Genomic DNA, 17,861 nt, shown 5'->3' on the forward strand with positions numbered 1-17,861 from the left:
GGGGAACCCGAATAGTAGGAAGGGCGCCGGGGGGTCCCCCGCCCCGGCGGCCTCCCGCCGGTCGTTCCCGTCCCCGGCCCCCGCGCCGCACGCGACGCGGCGGCAGCCCCGATACCGGCATGCGAAGCCTGCGCATCCGGTGAGAGGAGGACCGCATGCGGTCAGTCATTCCCGACTATCTGGCAGATGCGCTCGAAGACGCCGTCTCACTGACGTCCGGCGAACTGGCGGGGTACATCCCCGAACTCGCGGCAGCGGATCCCGAACGCCTCGGCGCGGTCTTCGCCACGGTTCAGGGGGCGGTCTACGGCGCCGGTGACATCGATACCGAATTCACCATCCAGTCGATCTCCAAGCCGTTCGCATACGCCCTGGCGCTCTCCGACCGGGGACTCGACGCCGTACTCGCCAAAGTCGGCGTCGAGCCGTCGGGAGAGGCGTTCAACGAGGTCTCCCTCGAAAGCGAGACGGGGCGCCCCCTCAATCCGATGATCAACGCCGGTGCGATCACCGCACACTCGCTGACCGGCCCGGAGGGCCTGGGACCGGCGGAGCGTACCGAACGGGTGATCGACGGCCTCTCCGCCTTCGCCGGCCGCAGGCTGAGGACGGACGAGGCGGTCTGCGTATCGGAGATGGAGCATGCACACCGCAACCTCGCCATCGCCTACATGCTCCGCAGCCACGGCATCCTCACCGAGGACCCGCGAGCCGTGGTCGACGGCTATACCCGCCAGTGTTCCGTGCTCGTCACCGCCCGAGATCTGGCCATGATGGCCGCGACACTGGCCAACCGCGGGGTGAATCCGCTCTCGGGTGAGCGGGTGATCCCCGAACCGGTGGTGCGTCAGGTGCTGAGCGTCATGTTCACCTGCGGAATGTACGACGCGGCCGGTGACTGGGCGACCCAGGTCGGCATCCCCGCGAAGAGCGGCGTGGCCGGGGGGATCATCGGCGCGCTCCCCGGCCAGATCGGTATCGCCACGTTCTCGCCACGGCTGGATCCTCACGGGAACAGCGTGCGAGGGGTGTCCCTGTTCGAACGGTTCTCGTCCGACATGGGGCTGCATCTGATGGGAGTCCCGCCCGCCGCGCGGGCGGTCGTGCGCTCCAACCATGACGTCGGCAGCGGTCCGGACGCGGTACGGGTCTTCCAGCTGCAAGGAGGGATCGGCTTCGCCGGAGCCGAGAGAGTCGTTCGTGAGGCCGTGGACTCGGAGCCCCGGGAGACCCGGGTGGCCGTGGACCTCACGATGGTCTACGCGATCGACGACGTGGCCCGGCGCATGATCCTGGAAGTCGTCCGCCGGCTGACACTCGACGGCCACGAGGTCTATCTCGTCGACCCGGAATCGATCATGCCGGATCCCGACCCCGGAGACAGGGGCCGGGTCACCGTCGTCGACACCGTGGAACGAGCCCTGCCCTCCGACCGGGCGGAGCCGTCCGGCGGCACACGAAGACCTCCGGTGCGGTGAGTTCCCGGAAAGCTCCCACCACAGCGGAGGTCTTCGCCGTGGTGGGCCGTGTCGTCAGAATCCCGCCTGGCCCGCGACGCCCTTCGGGCGGACGGCGCCATTTTGACGACACGGCCCAGATCCCGGCCGGAAGGGACGTCAGGGCTGCGTCCCGGCCTCCGCCGTCGCGTCCCGGTTACCGGTCCCGGACTTGCCGTCCCCGGAACCGTCCTTGTCGCCGTCCCCGGCATCGTCCGCGACGTCACCGGGAGCGGCGGCCTGGCCGCCCTCCGTACCGGAGTCGGCCGACCCGTCGGCGTCGGCCGCGGCACCGGTCCCGGTACCCGGCGCACCCGGTTCGACGACTTCCTCCCGGCCCGGGCGCAGCCGCGCCGAGACCACGATGTAGACCACCGCGAGGACGAAGACGACCAGCGCCGTCCAGACGTTGAGCCGGAGTCCGAGGACCTCGTGAGCCTCGTCGACCCGGAGGTACTCGATCCACGCGCGGCCCGCGCAGTATCCGGCGACGTAGAGCGCGAAGGCCCGGCCGTGGCCCAGCTTGAAGCGCCGGTCGGCCCAGATCACCAGCAGCGCGACGGCGACGCACCAGAGGGACTCGTAGAGGAAGGTCGGGTGGTACGTGCCCGCCACCCGGTTCGGGCCCTCGGAGATCTCCAGCGCCCACGGCAGATCCGTCGGCTTCCCGTACAGCTCCTGGTTGAACCAGTTGCCCCAGCGGCCGATGGCCTGGGCGAAGGCGATTCCGGGCGCCAGGGCGTCGGCCCAGGCGGGCAGCGGGATGCCCCGGCGGCGGCAGCCGATCCAGGCGCCGACGGCGCCGAGGGAGATCGCGCCCCAGATACCGAGCCCGCCCTCCCAGATCTTGAAGGCGTCCACCCAGTTCTTACCGTCGCTGAAGTACAGCTGGTAATCGGTGATCACATGGTAGAGACGGCCGCCGACCAGGCCGAAGGGCACGGCCCAGACGGCGATGTCGGCCACGGTCCCGGCCGTGCCGCCGCGGGCGATCCAGCGCTTGTTGCCGTACCAGACGGCCACGAAGACACCGAGAATGATGCAGAGTGCGTAGCCGCGCAGCGGCAGCGGTCCCAGGTGGATCGCTCCGGAGGACGGGCTCGGAATGTAGGCAAGGTCCATGACGGGTCCGACGCTACCCTGCTTAGCAGTGGAACCGGCAAGCGGCCGGGACAACGTCTGAATAACTCATGGCCCTCCCCGCCGTCCGCGGCTGTACGGGAGCCCGCCGGAACGGGGCCGGACGGGCCGCCCGCTCCCGGTGACGGGAGTGTCACCAGGAGCGCCACGGGATTGACGGAACCCGACTTACGATCCCTCTTCGGACGAACGGGAGGAGCCGGAGGAATCAGATGAAGCGGGCGGTACCGTTCCCGGCTTCTTGCCCTTGTTCGCCTCCTCGACCCACTTCGTCAGATTCTCCGGGGAGATCTGCTTACCGCCCTTCTCCGGGAAGATCGACTCCCCGTTGAGCAGTACCGTCGGCGTCCCCCTGAACCCGCCCTCCGCGAACGCCTTGTTCGACTTGGCGACCCACGAGTCGTGCCGGCCGTCCTTCACACAGCTGCGGAACTCGGGCGTGTCGAGCCCCTCGACCTTGCCCCCCAGCTCGATCAGATAGTCGTTGTCGGCGAACTTGTCGTCCGGCTCCGGCGGCTGGTTCTTGTAGAGCACATCGTGATACGGCGCGAACTTGCCGAGGTCCTGGGCGCAGGCCACCGCGTTGGCGGCGCGGAGCGAGCCGCTGCCGCCCATGTTCCCGTCGATGATCGTGGCGAAGTGGTACTCGACCTTCAGCTGACCGGAGTTCTCCAGGTCGTGGATGGCCTTCCGCATCACGTTCTCGTACTGGGCGCAGACCGGGCAGCGGAAGTCCTCCCAGACGGTGAGCGTCGAGGGCGCGTCGGCGGCGCCCAATGGGATCGCCAGCCGCCCCTTGCCCTCGGCGCCCGCGGGCGCCAGCAGCGGGCCCGCGGTGGAGCTGCCGTCGCTGCCGCCGCTCCCCTTGTCCGCGTTGGCCGCGATCACTCCGACCACGGCCGCCAGGCCGAGGACGCCGACCACGGCCGAGGAGACGATCAGGGTCCGCCGCCGCCGTTCGCGCGCCCGCTCCAGCGCGTGTTCCCGCTCGATCCGCTCGCGCGCGGACCGCTGCCGCCCGCCACCCGCTGTGTTCCTGGCGTTCTTGGCGCTCTTGTCGTTCTTCTCGTTCACACCCGGCAAACGAACCGGGGAGGCGCACCCGCGCCTCCCCGGTCCAGATCCACCCGTACGAGCTATCCGTACGAAACACCGGCCCGGCGTACGGAAGCCGGGCCCGGGCTCACGTCCGGGCGGCCCGCGCGCCCGCGCGCGCCCCGGCGGCCAGTTCGGCGGCCAGCTCTCGGACGGCCGCGAGTCCGGCCTCGGCGCCGGGGGCGTCGAGGAGCCGCTTGACGAAGGCGGAGCCCACGATCACCCCGTCCGCGAAGGCGGCGACCTGCTCGGCGTGGGCGGCGGTGGAGACCCCGATCCCGACACAGACGGGCAGCTCGGTCTTGGCGCGGACGCGCCGTACCAGATCCTCCGCCTGCGCCCCGACGGACTCACGGGTTCCGGTGACGCCCATCAGGGACGCGGCGTAGACGAAGCCGGATCCGGCCTCGGTGATGGTCGCGATCCGGTCGTCCCGGCTGCTGGGGGCGAGGACGAAGACCGTGGCGAGGCCGTGCTTGGCGGCGTGTTCCCGCCAGAGCGCCGACTCCTCGACGGGCAGGTCGGGCAGGATGCAGCCCGCGCCGCCCGCCGCCGCGAGTTCGGCGGTGAACCGCTCGACGCCGTAGCGGTCGACCGGGTTCCAGTACGTCATCACCAGTACGGGCTTGCCGGTGGCGGTGTGGGTCTCGCGGACCGTGCGCAGGACGTCGGCGATCCGTACACCGCCGCGCAGGGCGATGTCGTCGGCGGTCTGGATCACCGGTCCGTCCAGCACCGGGTCGCTGTGCGGCAGCCCGATCTCGACGATGTCGGCGCCGCCTTCGAGCGCCGCCGTGGCGGCGGCGATCCCGCCGTCGACGGTGGGGAATCCGGCCGGGAGATAGGCGACCAGGGCGGCCCGGCCCTCGGCCTTCGCCGCGGCCAGTGTCTCGTCCAGCAGACGTACGTTCCCGGTCACTTCGCGTCCTCCCCGTCGTACAGCCCGAAGTAGCGGGCGGCGGTGTCCATGTCCTTGTCGCCGCGGCCGGAGAGACTGACCACGATCAGCCCCTCCGGGCCGAGTTCGCGGCCGACGTCTAGGGCCCCGGCGAGGGCGTGCGAGGACTCTATGGCCGGAATGATGCCCTCGGTACGCGAGAGCAGCCGCAGCGCCTCCATGGCCTCGGCGTCGGTGACCGGGCGGTACTCGCCCCGGCCGCTGTCCTTGAGATAGGCGTGCTCGGGGCCGATCCCGGGGTAGTCGAGCCCGGCGGAGATCGAGTACGGCTCGGTGATCTGGCCCTCGTCGTCCTGGAGGACATAGGAACGGGAGCCGTGGAGTATCCCCGGTTCGCCGACGGTGAGGGTGGCGGCGTGCTCCCCGCTGTCGACGCCGTGGCCCGCGGCCTCGCAGCCGATCAGCCGTACCCCGGCGTCCGGGATGAAGGCGTGGAAGAGGCCGATGGCGTTGGATCCGCCGCCGACGCAGGCGACGGCGGCGTCGGGCAGCCGTCCGGCGCGCTCCAGGATCTGGCGGCGGGCCTCGACGCCGATCACCCGGTGGAAGTCGCGGACCATGGCCGGGAAGGGGTGGGGTCCGGCGACCGTGCCGAAGAGGTAGTGGGTGTTGTCGACATTGGCGACCCAGTCGCGGAACGCCTCGTTGATGGCGTCCTTCAGGGTGCGGCTGCCGGAGGCGACCGGGACGACCTCGGCGCCGAGCATCCGCATCCGGGCGACGTTCAGCGCCTGCCGCTGGGTGTCGATCTCGCCCATATAGATGGTGCATTCCAGGCCGAACAGGGCGCAGGCGGTGGCGGTGGCCACCCCGTGCTGTCCGGCGCCGGTCTCGGCGATGACCCGGGTCTTGCCCATCCGGCGGGTGAGCAGGGCCTGCCCGAGCACGTTGTTGATCTTGTGCGAGCCGGTGTGGTTGAGGTCTTCCCGCTTGAGGAAGATCCGGGCGCCCCCGGCGTGCTCGGCGAACCGGGACACCTCGGTCAGCGCGCTGGGCCGGCCCGTGTAGTTGACCAGCAGGTCGGTCAGTTCGGCCGTGAAGGCGGGGTCGGCCTTGGCCTTGTCGTACTCGACGGCGACCTCGTCGACGGCGGCGACGAGGGCCTCGGGGATGAACTTGCCGCCGAAGGCACCGAAGTAGCCCGCGGCGTTCGGGACCCGTCCCTCCGGGTCGGGGACGAAGAAGTCAAAGGATTCTGCGGAAGCGGAAGAGGTCATCCGGCGTACTCCTCGGGGGCCCGCGGCCCCCAGCCTGGTGTGCGGATCTGATCGTCGTTCGGGAGGGGCGTACGCATGCCCCGGCCTGGGGCCGGCCACCGGGGTACGGGCGGCCGTACGGGTACACCGGGCCACGGGTAACCGGAACGCTCAGGTCACCCGGGCCCGCGGTCGCACCGCGCGGGCGTCGGCGAAGGGGTCAGCGGCTTGCCCGGCCGCGGGGCCATCGCATCCCGTTGACCTGGCCCGGCTCGGAACCGATCACATACCGCACCCGGCGGCCGTGCACCCGTCGCGCCGGGGCGCGGCAGCCACGGGGACGGCAGCCGCGCGCGAGACGCGCGGACACCACCCCGGTGGCCGGGCGCGGGCGGCGGACGGTGCCGGGCACGGCGGGGTCAGCCCCGCCCGTGCCGGAGCGCCGGGTGGGCGCCCGCGGCGACCAGGTCGGCGACGGCGGTCCTGGGGTCACGGCCGCTGACCAGGGACTCGCCGACCAGGACGGCGTCGGCGCCCGCGTTGGCGTAGGCGATCAGATCGTGCGGACCGCGGATCCCGGACTCGGCGATCTTGACGACATGCGCCGGGATCTCGGGGGCGACCCGCTCGAAGGTGGAGCGGTCCACCTCCAGGGTCTTCAGATTGCGGGCGTTGACGCCGATGACCCGGGCACCGGCGGCCAGGGCGCGCTCGGTCTCGTCCTCGTCGTGCACCTCGACCAGCGGGGTCAGCCCGATCGACTCGGCCCGCTCGATCAGGGAGACCAGTGCCTCCTGATCCAGGGCGGCGACGATCAGCAGCGCCAGATCGGCGCCGTACGCCCGGGCCTCCCACAGCTGGTACGCGGTGACGATGAAGTCCTTGCGCAGCACGGGGACGTCGACCCGGGCCCGGACGGACTCCAGATCGGCGAGGGAGCCGCCGAAACGGCGCTGCTCGGTGAGGACGGAGATGGCGGCGGCGCCGCCCGCCTCGTAGTCGGCGGCGAGCCCGGCGGGGTCGGCGATCGCGGCCAGGGCGCCCTTGGAGGGGCTGGACCGCTTGACCTCGCAGATGACCCGGACGCCCTCACCGCGGAGCGCGGCGGCGCCGTCCTTGGCGGCCGGGGCCTTGGCGGCGAGCTCTTTGAGTTCGTCGAGGCCGACCCGCGCCTGCCGCTCCGCGAGGTCGGCGCGCACGCCTTCGATGATCTCGTCGAGCACACTCACGCGAGGGGCCCCCTTCCGGGACGGTCATGCTGATCAGCATCGTTCATCTCGATGGTATCCGCAGCACGCGGCCCGCCCCGCATCCGGTGGCGGCCCGTCCCACGGGCTGGGACCGCGCGGAGGTGCGACGGGCCTGGTCAGGGGGCCAGCGCGGAGCCGAAGGGCAGGTTCCGCAGCACGCTGAAGACCAGCACGACGGCGCCCGTCACCCACCACCAGAAGGGCCGTACGGCGATCCGCCAGGTCGCCCCGGGGACGCCCCGGACGGCCCGGACCGTCCACAGGACCCAGAGCGCGAGAAAGACTCCGTAGCCGACGACGGCGAGGGCGTTGGCGCCGAAGGCGGCGCCGAGATCGCCGTGGACGAAGGCGTGCGCGCTGCGGAGCCCGCCGCAGCCGGGGCAGTAGATGCCGGTGAGGCGGAGCAGGGGACAGGTCGGGTAGTGGCCGGGTTCGTTGGGGTCCACGGTCCCGACATAGGCGAAGGCGGCGCCGACGGCGGCGATCGTCCCCAGAGGGGCTGCGAGCCGCCGCCACAGGGGCGGGGTGGCCGCCGGAAGCGTTCGGGGGTCCCCGGGGCGCAGGAACCACTCGGGGGCGGCTCCGGGGCGCCCGGGGGCGCTCAGGGAGCCCTCCGGGCCGGGGCGCGCGCCGTCATGGGCCGTGTCCCCGGGATCCGGCGCGGCGGGCCGTACGGAACTTTCGGCGGCCGGGGGCCCCGGCGGCGGTACGGGCGGTACGGGGCCGGACCCGGCCGGAGCGGCGGGAGCCCGTACGCGCCCGGCGGGCTCGGCCGGGTCGCCGGGCTTCCCCGGTGCCGGGGGCGGGGGCTCGGATGCGGGTACGGCGGGCGGTGTCGTGGCGTCCACCGTGCGATTCTCCCCGGAGATACGGAAAGGCGCAGCCCGGCCCCGCCGGTCTGCGCCTCGCGTCGTACGGGCCGTCGCCCCGGACGGGGCCGGCCCATGGGCCGTGGTCAGGCGCCGCCGCGGGCGGCCACGCGCTCGGCCACGATCCGGCCGGCCTGCTCACGGGCGTTCTTGCGGTCGGCGCTCTCACCGCGAGCACCCAGGCCCGCGGCCCGCATGCCCATGCCCACCACTCCACCGAGGACGACGATCACCATGCCGAGCCAGAAGCCGGCCGGGCTGGCGCCGACCATGAAGACACCGGCGACACAGAAGCCGATGAACGAGATGGTGGAACCGGTCCAGGCGGCCGGGGTGTGTCCGTGGTCGTGGGCCGACATGTAATGACTCCCTTGTTGCTGTGAGTGCGCGCGACGCGCGAGTGGGGCGAACGCGGCGGCGGTCCGACGCGCCCAGGGGGGTGTGAGCCGGGGGCTCGCATCCCATTGTCCCGTACTCCCGGTCCACCCGGACGGCAGGGTGACCGGTCTGACATCACGCTCCGCCGCGCGGTGCCTCCGGACGGTGCGGGGCGTCCGGTCCGCCGTCCCCGTCGGTCGGGTCCTCGCCCCGGTCCAGGGCCTTCCAGAGGTCCTCGGGGCGGTCGGGGTCGACCGCGGGGGCCCGCCGGGCGGCGCCGGGGCGCTCGTACCGGCCGGACATCGCGGGCCAGAGCGCGCCGTAGCGCAGGGCGAGCACCCCGGCGGCCATGATCAGCACTCCGGCGGCGGCGGTGACGTACGGCCAGGGGGTGTGGCTGAGGGAGTCGATCACCGCCGCGGTGTCGCCGGTGGTCTCGGCCGCCTTCTCGTCGAGGGCGTCGCGGTCGGAGGCCCCGAGGAAGGCGGCGAGGGCCGCGCCCGCGCCGCTGAGGGTCAGCAGGGCGGAGACGGTCTTGCGGCCCTTGCCGCGGACGGCGAAGACCGCGACGAGCGCGGCGAGACCGACCACGGCGAGTGCGCTGGGCACTCCGGTGATGTCACCGCCCTCGGCGCTCAGCGACAGGGCTCCGCCGGGGGCCCGGGCCGTGCCCTCGGCCCAGGTACGGCCGGACGCGAGCAGCGCGACGGTCGCTCCGGCGGCACCGAGGAGCAGGGCGGCGGCGAGGGTCCGGCGGCCCGTGGCGGCACCGGCGGCCGACGCGGCGGCACCGGCCTGGGCACCGGCACGGGGCTGGGGTACGGGAACAGCGCTCACGCACCCCACTATCCCTCATGCCCCGGCGGAACCGGCAAGCCCCCCTGGGGCGTACCGGTCGCCCCTCCCGCTACGGGGCCGGGTCCGATGTCCCGGTCCCCGCCATGCGGTTGGCGGTGTGGACGGCCCGGAGCACCGCCGCCGCCTTGTTGCGGCACTCGATGTCCTCGGCGGCCGGATCGGAGTCCGCCACGACCCCGGCCCCGGCCTGGACGAACGCCGTACCGTCCCGCAGCAGGGCGGTCCGGATGGCGATCGCGGTGTCGGAGTCCCCGGCGAAGTCGAGATAGCCGACGCAGCCGCCGTACAGGCCGCGCCGGGACGGTTCCAGCTCGTCGATGATCTGCATGGCCCGGGGCTTGGGCGCGCCGGAGAGCGTCCCGGCCGGGAAGCAGGCGGTCAGCACGTCGAAGGCGGTCCGTCCGCCGGCGACCTTGCCGGTCACGGTCGAGACGATGTGCATCACATGGGAGTACCGCTCGACGGACATGAAGTCGACGACCTCGACGGAGCCCGGTTCGCAGACCCGGCCCAGGTCGTTGCGGCCGAGGTCGACCAGCATCAGATGCTCGGCCCGCTCCTTGGGGTCGGCCAGCAGCTCCTCGGCCAGCTCGTGGTCCTCCTGCGGGGTGGCGCCGCGCGGCCTGGTCCCGGCGATGGGGTGCAGCATGGCCTGCCCGTCCGCGACCTTGACCAGGGCCTCCGGGCTGGAGCCCACCACGTCGAAGGCGGAGCCGCCGTCCGCGTCGGGGAAGCGGATCAGATACATGTACGGGCTCGGGTTGGTGGCCCGCAGCACCCGGTAGACGTCGAGCGCGCTCGCCGTACAGGGGGTCTCGAACCGCTGGGAGGGCACGACCTGGAACGCCTCGCCCGCGCGGATCCGTTCCTTGATGTCGTCGACGGCCTCGCGGTACTGCTCGCCGCCCCAGAGCGCGGTGAACTCGGGCAGTTCGGACGGCGGCAGGGCGACCGGCGCGGACGCCAGCGGCCGGGCGAGGTCGCGCTCCATGGCGTCGAGCCGGGCGACGGCGTCCGCGTACGCCTCGTCCACACCGGTGTCGAGGTCGTTGTGGTTGATGGCGTTGGCGATCAGCAGGACCGTGCCGTCCCAGTGGTCGAGGACCGCGAGATCGGAGGTGAGCAGCATGGTCAGCTCGGGCAGCCGCAGATCGTCCCGGTCACCGGGGCCGATCTTCTCCAGGCGGCGCACGATGTCGTATCCCAGATAGCCGACCATGCCGCCGGTGAACGGCGGCAGTCCGTCACCCAGGTCGTGCGGCGGGGTGTGCAGGGTCTCGACCGCGGCCCGCAGCACGGCGAGCGGATCGCCCTCCCCGGGAACGCCCGCGGGCGGGGTACCGATCCAGTGCGCCCGGCCGTCGCGCTCCGTCAGGGTGCTGGCGCTGCGGACACCGACGAACGAGTAACGCGACCAGGACCCGCCTCCCCCACTGCCTCCGGTGTGGGCGGTGCCCCCATCGGCGGATTCCAGCAGGAAGGTGCCGGGGCGTTCGTCGGCGAGCTTGCGGTAGAGCGCGACGGGGGTGTCGCCGTCGGCGAGCAGCCGACGGGTGACGGGGATGACCCGGCGGTCGGCGGCCAGGGCGCGAAAGGTTGCGAGGTCCATGGTCATGGCGGGCGACCCTACTCGCCGAGGGGGAGGACGTCGGCGTCGAAGCAGGTCCGGTCGCCGGTGTGACAGGCGGCGCCGACCTGGTCGACCTTGACGAGCACGGTGTCGCCGTCGCAGTCGAGGGCGACCGACTTGACGTGCTGGACATGGCCGGAGGTGTCGCCCTTGACCCAGTACTCACCACGGCTGCGGGACCAGTACGTGGCACGGCCCGTGGTCAGGGTGCGATGAAGCGCCTCGTCGTCCATCCAGCCCAGCATCAGCACCTCACCGGTGTCGTACTGCTGGGCGATGGCGGGGACGAGCCCGTCGGCGGTGCGCTTGAGACGCCCGGCGACGGCCGGATCGAGAGGGCCTGTGGTGCCACTGCTGGTCATGCCGCCATTGTGCCGTGCCCGGCGGACCGGTCCGCCGGTTGTCCACAGGCCGGACCCGGCGGGCTCCCCCACTGGGCGCCGGTGCCGCCCCCGCCGTACGCTGGCGGACATGTCGACCCATGCCAAGCGTGAACGACTTCTGCTCGCCGATCTCCTCGAAGGCGTCGGCCCGGACGCCCCGACCCTGTGCGACGGGTGGCGGACCCGTGATCTGGCCGCCCATGTCGTGGTCCGGGAGCGTCGCCCGGACGCGGCGGGCGGCATTCTGATCGGCCCCCTGAAGAGCAGGCTGGAACGGGTCCAGGCGGAGTTCGCGGCGAAGCCGTACGAGGAACTGATCCAGCTGATCCGGACCGGCCCGCCCAGGATGTCCCCGCTGGGGATCAAGCAGTTGGACGAGGCCGCGAACACCGTGGAGTTCTACATCCACTCCGAGGACGTCCGCCGGGCCCAGCCGGACTGGACGGCCAGACCGCTCGACCGGGTCTTCGAGGACGCCCTCTGGGTGCGGCTGGAGAAGGCGGCCCGGCTGCTGGGCCGCAAGTCCCCGGCGGGCCTGGTGCTGCGCCGCCCGGACGGCCAGACGGTGGTGGCCCACCGGGGCGCCCCGGTGGTCACGGTGACCGGCACCCCCGGAGAGCTGACGATGTTCGTCTTCGGCCGGCAGTCGGTGGCACAGGTCGATCTGACGGGCGACCCGGAGGCGGTGGAGAAGGTCCGCGGCTCCCGCCTGGGCCTGCCGATGTAGCACCCGGCCTGTCCCGGCGACCCGGCCCCCGGAGGCCCTCGGCACGCGCCGGGCCGCGCCTCACCATCTCCGGCGCGGCCCGCCGTGCTTGTTCGCGCAGGTCCGCCGCCCATGTCTTGGGCCATGGGGGGACCCCCAGCGCCTTGGCCTCCGGCTGAGGCACACGCCACCCGCCCAGCAGGGCGAATGCTGTCGGGCGGCCACGCGCCGCCGTGGGCCGTTCGCGCGGTTCCCCGCGCCCCTAAATACTCTCCCCGGCGCCGACCCTGAAAAGGGACCCCGCCCCCGTAAATGAGGGGCCTGCCTCTTTACGAGGGCGCCCAGGAGGGCAACCAGGGGCGCGCGGACCGCGTGAACGGCCACAGGCGGGCCGCGGGCCGCCGACAACACCAGGCCGCCGGGCGCGGCCCGGGGATTCGCGGCGCCGCACCCCGCAGGGAACCGTCAGCGGATCGGGTGGCCCGCTTCGCGGAGCGCCGTTTTGACCTCGGAGATCCGCAGATCGCCGAAGTGGAAGACGGACGCCGCGAGCACCGCGTCCGCGCCCGCCTCGATCGCGGGCGGGAAGTCCGCGAGCCGCCCGGCGCCGCCGCTGGCGATGACCGGGACCGTGACGTGTTTCCGTACGGCCGCGATCATCTCGGTGTCGTAGCCGTCCTTGGTGCCGTCGGCGTCCATCGAGTTCAGCAGGATCTCGCCCGCGCCCAGTTCGGCGGCCCGGTGGGCCCATTCGACGGCGTCGAGCCCGGTGCCCCGGCGTCCGCCGTGGGTGGTGACCTCGAAGGTGCCGGCCGGGGTGCGCCGGGCGTCGACGGAGAGCACCAGCACTTGGCGGCCGAAGCGTTCCGCGATCTCCCGGATCAGTTCCGGCCGGGCGATGGCCGCGGTGTTGACGCCGACCTTGTCGGCGCCCGCGCGCAGCAGCCGGTCCACGTCTTCGGCGGAGCGGACCCCGCCGCCGACGGTGAGCGGGATGAAGACCTGTTCGGCGGTGCGGCGCACCACGTCGTAGGTGGTCTCGCGGTTGCCGGAGGAGGCGGTGATGTCGAGGAAGGTCAGTTCGTCGGCGCCTTCGGCGTCGTACAGCTTGGCCATTTCGACGGGGTCGCCCGCGTCCCGCAGGTTCTGGAAGTTGACGCCTTTGACGACCCGGCCGTTGTCGACGTCGAGGCAGGGGATGACCCGTACGGCGAGTGTCATACGGAGGCCACCGCGGCGAGGGCGTCCTCCAGGGTGAACGCCTCGGCGTACAGGGCCTTGCCGACGATCGCGCCCTCGACGCCGTCGGGTACGAGTCCGGCGATGGCCCGCAGGTCGTCGAGGGACGACACGCCGCCGGAGGCGACGACGGGCTTGTCGGTGGCGGCGCAGACGTTCTTCAGCAGTTCCAGGTTGGGGCCCTGGAGGGTGCCGTCCTTGGCGATGTCGGTGACGACGTAGCGGGCGCAGCCCTCGGAGTCGAGCCGGGCGAGGGTCTCGTAGAGGTCGCCGCCGTCGCGGGTCCAGCCGCGGCCGCGGAGGGTGGTGCCGCGGACGTCGAGGCCGACGGCGATCCGGTCGCCGTGCTCGGCGATGATCTTGGCGACCCATTCGGGGGTCTCCAGCGCGGCGGTGCCGAGGTTGACCCGGGTGCAGCCGGTGGCGAGGGCGGCGGCCAGCGACGCGTCGTCGCGGATGCCGCCGGACAGCTCGACCTTGATGTCCATGGCGGCGGTGACCTCGGCGATCAGGGCCCGGTTGTCGCCGGTGCCGAAGGCCGCGTCCAGGTCGACCAGGTGCAGCCACTCGGCGCCGGAGCGCTGCCAGGTGAGGGCGGCCTCCAGCGGGGATCCGTAGGAGGTCTCGGTACCGGACTCGCCGTGGACGAGACGGACGGCCTGTCCGTCGCGGACGTCGACGGCGGGGAGGAGTTCGAGCGTGGTCACAGTGTTCCGATCCAGTTGGTCAGCAGCTGGGCACCGGCGTCGCCGGACTTTTCGGGGTGGAACTGCGTCGCCCACAGGGCGCTGTTCTCCACGGCGGCGACGAAGCGCTCGCCGTGGGTGGCCCAGGTGATGTGCGGGGCGCGGATCGCGGCGTTGGTGATCTCCAGCTCCCATTCGTGCACGGCGTACGAGTGCACGAAGTAGAAGCGTTCGTCGGGGCCGACCCCGGCGAAGAGGGCGCTGTCGGCGGGGGCCTCGACGGTGTTCCAGCCCATGTGGGGGACGACGGGCGCCTTCAGGGGGGCGACCGTGCCGGGCCATTCGTCGAGCCCTTCGGTCTCCACGCCGTGTTCGATGCCCCGGGCGAAGAGGATCTGCATGCCGACGCAGATGCCGAGTACGGGCCGTCCGCCGGAGAGCCGGCGGCCGACGATCCAGTCTCCGCGGGCGGCGCGCAGTCCGTCCATGCAGGCGGAGAAGGCGCCGACGCCGGGGACGAGGAGTCCGTCGGCGTTCATGGCGCGGTCGAAGTCGCGGGTGATCTCGACATCGGCGCCGACCCGGGCCAGGGCTCGTTCGGCGGAGCGGATGTTGCCGAAGCCGTAGTCGAAGACGACCACTGATTTACGGCTCATGACCACACGTCCAGCCGGAGTACGCCCGCGGTGAGGGCCATTCCGGCGCCGATGGCGAGCAGGACGACGACGCCCTTGGGCAGGCCCTGCTTGGCGAAGGAGTAGACGCCGCCGAGGAGGAAGAGCCCGACCACGATCAGGACGGTGGAGAGGCCGGTCACAGCGCGCCCTTCGTGGAGGGGAGGATTCCGGCGGCGCGCGGGTCGCGTTCGGAGGCGTAGCGCAGGGCCCGGGCGAGGGCCTTGAACTGGCATTCCACGATGTGGTGGGCGTTGCGGCCGTAGGGGACGTGGATGTGCAGGGCGATCTGCGCCTGGGCGACGAACGACTCGAAGATGTGCCGGGTCATCGTGGTGTCGTAGCTGCCGATCATCGGCGCCATGTTCTCCGGCTCGGTGTGCACCAGGTAGGGGCGGCCGGAGAGGTCGACGGTGACCTGGGCGAGGGATTCGTCGAGGGGGACGGTGCAGTTGCCGAAGCGGTAGATGCCGACCTTGTCGCCGAGGGCCTGCTTGAAGGCGGCGCCGATGGCGAGGGCGGTGTCCTCGATGGTGTGGTGGGTGTCGATGTGCAGATCGCCCTCGGTCTTGACCGTGAGGTCGAAGAGGCCGTGGCGGCCGAGCTGGTCGAGCATATGGTCGTAGAAGCCGACCCCGGTCGACACATCGGTCTTTCCGGTGCCGTCGAGGTCGATCTCGACGACGACCGCGGTCTCCTTGGTGGTGCGTTCGACCCGCCCAACGCGGCTCATGTGCTCTGCTCCTTCTTCAACTCACGTACGGCGTCGAGGAACGCGTCGTTCTCGGCGGGGGTGCCCGCGGTGACCCGCAGCCAGCCCGGGACGCCGTTGTCGCGGACGAGTACTCCCCGGTCGAGGATGCGGCGCCAGGCGTCGTGGGTCCCGGCCGCGTCGCCGAACCGTCCGAACTGGACGAAGTTGGCGTCGGAGTCGGTGACCTCGTAGCCGATGGCCCGCAACTCGGCGACCAGGCGGTCACGCTCGGTCTTGAGCTGCTCGACGTACCCGAGCAGGGTATCGGTGTGCTCCAGGGCCGCGAGGGCGGTGGCCTGGGTGACGGCGGAGAGGTGGTACGGCAGCCGGACCAGCTGGACGGCGTCCACGACGGCCGGGTCGGCGGCGAGATAGCCGAGCCGGAGTCCGGCGGCGCCGAACGCCTTGGACATGGTCCGGGAGACCACCAGGTTGGGCCTGCCCTCGATCAGCGGCAGCAGGCTGGGGCGGTGGCTGAACTCGACGTACGCCTCGTCCACCACGACCAGGGACGGCCGGGCGGCCTGGGCCGCCTCGTAGACGGCCAGTACGGTCTCCGCCGCGACGGCGGTACCGGTGGGGTTGTTGGGGGAGGTGATGAAGACCACATCGGGCCGGTGTTCGGCGACGGCCCGGCAGGCGGCATCCGTGTCGATGGTGAAGTCGTCGTTGCGCGGCCCGGAGAGCCAGCGGGTGCCGGTGCCCCGGGAGATCAGTCCGTGCATCGAGTACGACGGTTCGAAGCCGATCGCGGTCCGGCCGGGGCCGCCGAAGGTCTGCAGCAGCTGCTGGATGACCTCGTTGGAGCCGTTGGCCGCCCAGACCTGGTCGGCGCCGACCCGGTGGCCTGCGGTCCTGGTCAGATACTCGGCGAGCCGGGTCCGCAGCTCGACCGCGTCCCGGTCGGGGTAGCGGTTGAGGCCGCGGGCGGCCTCCCGGACCCGTTCGGCGATCCGCTCGACCAGCGGCTCGGGCAGCGGGTACGGGTTCTCGTTGGTGTTGAGCTGGACGGGCACGTCGAGCTGGGGGGCGCCGTACGGTGACTTGCCGCGCAGCTCCTCCCGGATCGGCAGATCGTCGATGGCCGTGCGCCGGGGAGTGGTGCGGTCGGTCACTTGCCCGGCACCTCCCAACCGAAGCGGGCCTTCAGGGCGGCGCCGTGGGCGGGCAGGTCCTCGGCCTCGGCGAGGGTGACCACGTGGTGGGTGACCTCGGCGAGGGCGTCGCGGGTGTAGTCCACGACGTGGATGCCGCGGAGGAAGGACTGGACCGAGAGCCCGGAGGAGTGGCAGGCGCAGCCGCCGGTGGGCAGGACGTGGTTGGATCCGGCGGCGTAGTCGCCGAGGGAGACCGGCGACCAGGGGCCGACGAAGATCGCGCCCGCGTTGCGGACCCGGCCGGCGACGGCGGCGGCGTCCGCGGTCTGGATCTCCAGGTGTTCGGCGCCGTACGCGTCGACGACCCGCAGGCCCTCCTCGACACCGTCGACGAGGACGATCGCGGACTGCCGGCCGCCGAGGGCGGGCACGATCCGCTCGTCGGCGTGGCGGGCGGCGGCGACCTGCGGCTTCAGCTCCCGCTCGACGGCGTCGGCGAGTTCGGCCGAGTCGGTGACCAGGACGGCGGCGGCCAGCGGGTCGTGCTCGGCCTGGCTGATCAGGTCGGCGGCGACATGCGCCGGGTCGGCGGTCGCGTCGGCGAGGACGGCGATCTCGGTCGGACCGGCCTCGGTGTCGATACCGATCCGGCCGGTGAAGTAGCGCTTGGCGGCGGCGACCCAGATGTTCCCGGGGCCGGTGACCATGTTCGCGGGGGCGCACTCGTCGGTGCCGTAGGCGAACATGGCGACGGCCTGGGCGCCGCCGGCCGCGTACACCTCGTCCACGCCGAGCAGGGCGCAGGCGGCGAGGATGGTGGGGTGCGGCAGTCCGCCGTGTTCCTTCTGCGGCGGGGAGGCGAGGGCGATCGAGCCGACCCCGGCCTCCTGCGCGGGCACCACGTTCATGATCACGGAGGAGGGGTAGACGGAGCGGCCGCCGGGCGCGTAGAGCCCGACCCGCTCGACGGGGACCCACTTCTCGGTGACGGTGCCGCCGGGGACGACCTGGGTGGTGTGGTCCGTACGGCGCTGGGCGCGGTGGACGATCCTGGCCCGGCGGATCGACTCCTCCAGGGCGGCCCGGACGTCCGGGCCGAGGGCCGTGAGCGCCGCGTCGATGGCGGCGGCGGGCACCCGGATCCGCTCCAGGACGACCCCGTCGAAGCGTTCCGCGTAGTCGATCAGCGCCGCCGTGCCACGATGGCGTACGTCCTCGCAGATGGGCCGCACCTTCTCCAGGGCGGCTTCCACGTCGAACTCGGCACGGGGCAGCAGGTCGCGCAGGGCGGCCCCCTCGGGGAGGGCGTCGCCGCGCAGATCGATTCGGGAGATCACACCGACAATTCTCGCAGACCCGGAACCGGGGCCGTTTCCCGTATCACTGGCTGATACGCGTTCCGTGGTGCCCGGGGGTGATCCATGACCACTAGCGTTCACCCCGTCACTCAGC

19 protein-coding genes are annotated in these 17,861 nt (G+C 72.5%); 2 read left to right on the forward strand and 17 right to left on the reverse strand.

The genetic code is table 11. The annotated features are described in order from the left end of the window. Positions 1 to 155 precede the first annotated feature (155 nt). Complete coding sequence (locus ABZ714_RS04930) at positions 156 to 1,478, forward strand: glutaminase (RefSeq protein WP_358823728.1); 1,323 nt, start codon at positions 156 to 158, stop codon at positions 1,476 to 1,478. A 138-nt stretch (positions 1,479 to 1,616) separates the two neighbouring features. On the opposite strand, the gene lgt is transcribed toward ABZ714_RS04930, so the two are convergent. From lgt to hisI, 10 genes are all read right to left on the reverse strand, one after another. Continuing rightward, positions 1,617 to 2,618, reverse strand: a complete 1,002-nt coding sequence (gene lgt, locus ABZ714_RS04935) for a prolipoprotein diacylglyceryl transferase (protein WP_358823729.1) — start codon at positions 2,616 to 2,618, stop codon at positions 1,617 to 1,619. 186 nt (positions 2,619 to 2,804) lie between these two features. Then, positions 2,805 to 3,710, reverse strand: a complete 906-nt coding sequence (locus ABZ714_RS04940; protein ID WP_358823730.1) for a thioredoxin domain-containing protein — start codon at positions 3,708 to 3,710, stop codon at positions 2,805 to 2,807. A 109-nt stretch (positions 3,711 to 3,819) separates the two neighbouring features. Further along, the gene (gene trpA, locus ABZ714_RS04945; protein WP_358823731.1) at positions 3,820 to 4,650 is read right to left on the reverse strand and encodes a tryptophan synthase subunit alpha; all 831 of its coding nucleotides are present in this window, start codon (positions 4,648 to 4,650) and stop codon (positions 3,820 to 3,822) included. After that, on the reverse strand, positions 4,647 to 5,906 hold the full coding sequence (gene trpB / locus ABZ714_RS04950) for a tryptophan synthase subunit beta (protein ID WP_358823732.1): 1,260 nt from the start codon (positions 5,904 to 5,906) through the stop codon (positions 4,647 to 4,649). Before trpB ends, trpA begins: the two co-directional genes overlap by 4 nt. Before the next feature lie 398 nt (positions 5,907 to 6,304). Beyond that, complete coding sequence (trpC, locus tag ABZ714_RS04955) at positions 6,305 to 7,114, reverse strand: indole-3-glycerol phosphate synthase TrpC (protein WP_358823733.1); 810 nt, start codon at positions 7,112 to 7,114, stop codon at positions 6,305 to 6,307. A 137-nt stretch (positions 7,115 to 7,251) separates the two neighbouring features. Then, entirely contained in the window at positions 7,252 to 7,698 is a 447-nt protein-coding gene (locus tag ABZ714_RS04960) for a DUF2752 domain-containing protein (protein WP_358823817.1), read from the reverse strand. 392 nt (positions 7,699 to 8,090) lie between these two features. Next, positions 8,091 to 8,363 (reverse strand): HGxxPAAW family protein, encoded by a 273-nt coding sequence (locus ABZ714_RS04965; RefSeq protein WP_358823734.1) that lies wholly within the window; start codon positions 8,361 to 8,363, stop codon positions 8,091 to 8,093. Between the two features lie 154 nt (positions 8,364 to 8,517). Next, complete coding sequence (locus ABZ714_RS04970) at positions 8,518 to 9,228, reverse strand: TIGR02234 family membrane protein (protein ID WP_358823735.1); 711 nt, start codon at positions 9,226 to 9,228, stop codon at positions 8,518 to 8,520. Positions 9,229 to 9,289: 61 nt separating this feature from the next. Continuing rightward, positions 9,290 to 10,849, reverse strand: a complete 1,560-nt coding sequence (locus ABZ714_RS04975) for an anthranilate synthase component I (RefSeq protein WP_358823818.1) — start codon at positions 10,847 to 10,849, stop codon at positions 9,290 to 9,292. Positions 10,850 to 10,866: 17 nt separating this feature from the next. After that, positions 10,867 to 11,232, reverse strand: coding sequence for a phosphoribosyl-AMP cyclohydrolase (gene hisI / locus ABZ714_RS04980; RefSeq protein ID WP_358823736.1), 366 nt, complete (start codon positions 11,230 to 11,232; stop codon positions 10,867 to 10,869). A gap of 109 nt (positions 11,233 to 11,341) precedes the next feature. Between hisI and ABZ714_RS04985 the strand changes: the two genes are divergently transcribed. Then, on the forward strand, positions 11,342 to 11,980 hold the full coding sequence (locus tag ABZ714_RS04985; protein WP_358823737.1) for a TIGR03085 family metal-binding protein: 639 nt from the start codon (positions 11,342 to 11,344) through the stop codon (positions 11,978 to 11,980). A 444-nt stretch (positions 11,981 to 12,424) separates the two neighbouring features. Here ABZ714_RS04985 and hisF read toward each other — a convergent pair whose 3' ends face one another. From hisF to hisD, 7 genes are read right to left on the reverse strand one after another with little or no spacing between them, the layout of a single operon-like run. Further along, positions 12,425 to 13,180 (reverse strand): imidazole glycerol phosphate synthase subunit HisF, encoded by a 756-nt coding sequence (gene hisF, locus ABZ714_RS04990; RefSeq protein WP_358823738.1) that lies wholly within the window; start codon positions 13,178 to 13,180, stop codon positions 12,425 to 12,427. After that, complete coding sequence (gene priA, locus ABZ714_RS04995) at positions 13,177 to 13,905, reverse strand: bifunctional 1-(5-phosphoribosyl)-5-((5-phosphoribosylamino)methylideneamino)imidazole-4-carboxamide isomerase/phosphoribosylanthranilate isomerase PriA (protein ID WP_358823739.1); 729 nt, start codon at positions 13,903 to 13,905, stop codon at positions 13,177 to 13,179. Before priA ends, hisF begins: the two co-directional genes overlap by 4 nt. Then, positions 13,902 to 14,540, reverse strand: coding sequence for an imidazole glycerol phosphate synthase subunit HisH (gene hisH / locus ABZ714_RS05000; RefSeq protein ID WP_358823740.1), 639 nt, complete (start codon positions 14,538 to 14,540; stop codon positions 13,902 to 13,904). Before hisH ends, priA begins: the two co-directional genes overlap by 4 nt. Continuing rightward, complete coding sequence (locus ABZ714_RS05005) at positions 14,537 to 14,701, reverse strand: hypothetical protein (RefSeq protein WP_358823741.1); 165 nt, start codon at positions 14,699 to 14,701, stop codon at positions 14,537 to 14,539. The genes hisH and ABZ714_RS05005 overlap by 4 nt, the downstream gene beginning before the upstream one ends. Next, positions 14,698 to 15,291, reverse strand: coding sequence for an imidazoleglycerol-phosphate dehydratase HisB (gene hisB / locus ABZ714_RS05010; protein ID WP_358823742.1), 594 nt, complete (start codon positions 15,289 to 15,291; stop codon positions 14,698 to 14,700). Before hisB ends, ABZ714_RS05005 begins: the two co-directional genes overlap by 4 nt. Next, on the reverse strand, positions 15,288 to 16,427 hold the full coding sequence (locus tag ABZ714_RS05015; protein WP_358823743.1) for a histidinol-phosphate transaminase: 1,140 nt from the start codon (positions 16,425 to 16,427) through the stop codon (positions 15,288 to 15,290). The genes hisB and ABZ714_RS05015 overlap by 4 nt, the downstream gene beginning before the upstream one ends. Next, positions 16,424 to 17,746: a histidinol dehydrogenase gene (gene hisD, locus ABZ714_RS05020; protein ID WP_358823744.1), complete on the reverse strand. Its 1,323-nt coding sequence runs from the start codon at positions 17,744 to 17,746 to the stop codon at positions 16,424 to 16,426. Before hisD ends, ABZ714_RS05015 begins: the two co-directional genes overlap by 4 nt. Positions 17,747 to 17,861: the final 115 nt, after the last annotated feature.

Origin of the sequence: Streptomyces sp. NPDC006798 (assembly GCF_040635975.1) — a bacterium.
Lineage (GTDB): Bacteria > Actinomycetota > Actinomycetes > Streptomycetales > Streptomycetaceae > Streptomyces.

Excerpts from the sequence above, each read along its gene's own strand:
- ABZ714_RS04930 (WP_358823728.1), top strand. The coding sequence starts at position 156 with ATGCGGTCAGTCATTCCCGACTATCTGGCAGATGCGCTCGAAGACGCC.
- hisB (WP_358823742.1), bottom strand. The coding sequence starts at position 15,291 with ATGAGCCGCGTTGGGCGGGTCGAACGCACCACCAAGGAGACCGCGGTC.
- ABZ714_RS04965 (WP_358823734.1), bottom strand. The coding sequence starts at position 8,363 with ATGTCGGCCCACGACCACGGACACACCCCGGCCGCCTGGACCGGTTCC.
- ABZ714_RS04985 (WP_358823737.1), top strand. The coding sequence starts at position 11,342 with ATGTCGACCCATGCCAAGCGTGAACGACTTCTGCTCGCCGATCTCCTC.
- hisH (WP_358823740.1), bottom strand. The coding sequence starts at position 14,540 with ATGAGCCGTAAATCAGTGGTCGTCTTCGACTACGGCTTCGGCAACATC.
- lgt (WP_358823729.1), bottom strand. The coding sequence starts at position 2,618 with ATGGACCTTGCCTACATTCCGAGCCCGTCCTCCGGAGCGATCCACCTG.
- hisI (WP_358823736.1), bottom strand. The coding sequence starts at position 11,232 with ATGACCAGCAGTGGCACCACAGGCCCTCTCGATCCGGCCGTCGCCGGG.
- ABZ714_RS04975 (WP_358823818.1), bottom strand. The coding sequence starts at position 10,849 with ATGGACCTCGCAACCTTTCGCGCCCTGGCCGCCGACCGCCGGGTCATC.
- hisF (WP_358823738.1), bottom strand. The coding sequence starts at position 13,180 with ATGACACTCGCCGTACGGGTCATCCCCTGCCTCGACGTCGACAACGGC.
- trpB (WP_358823732.1), bottom strand. The coding sequence starts at position 5,906 with ATGACCTCTTCCGCTTCCGCAGAATCCTTTGACTTCTTCGTCCCCGAC.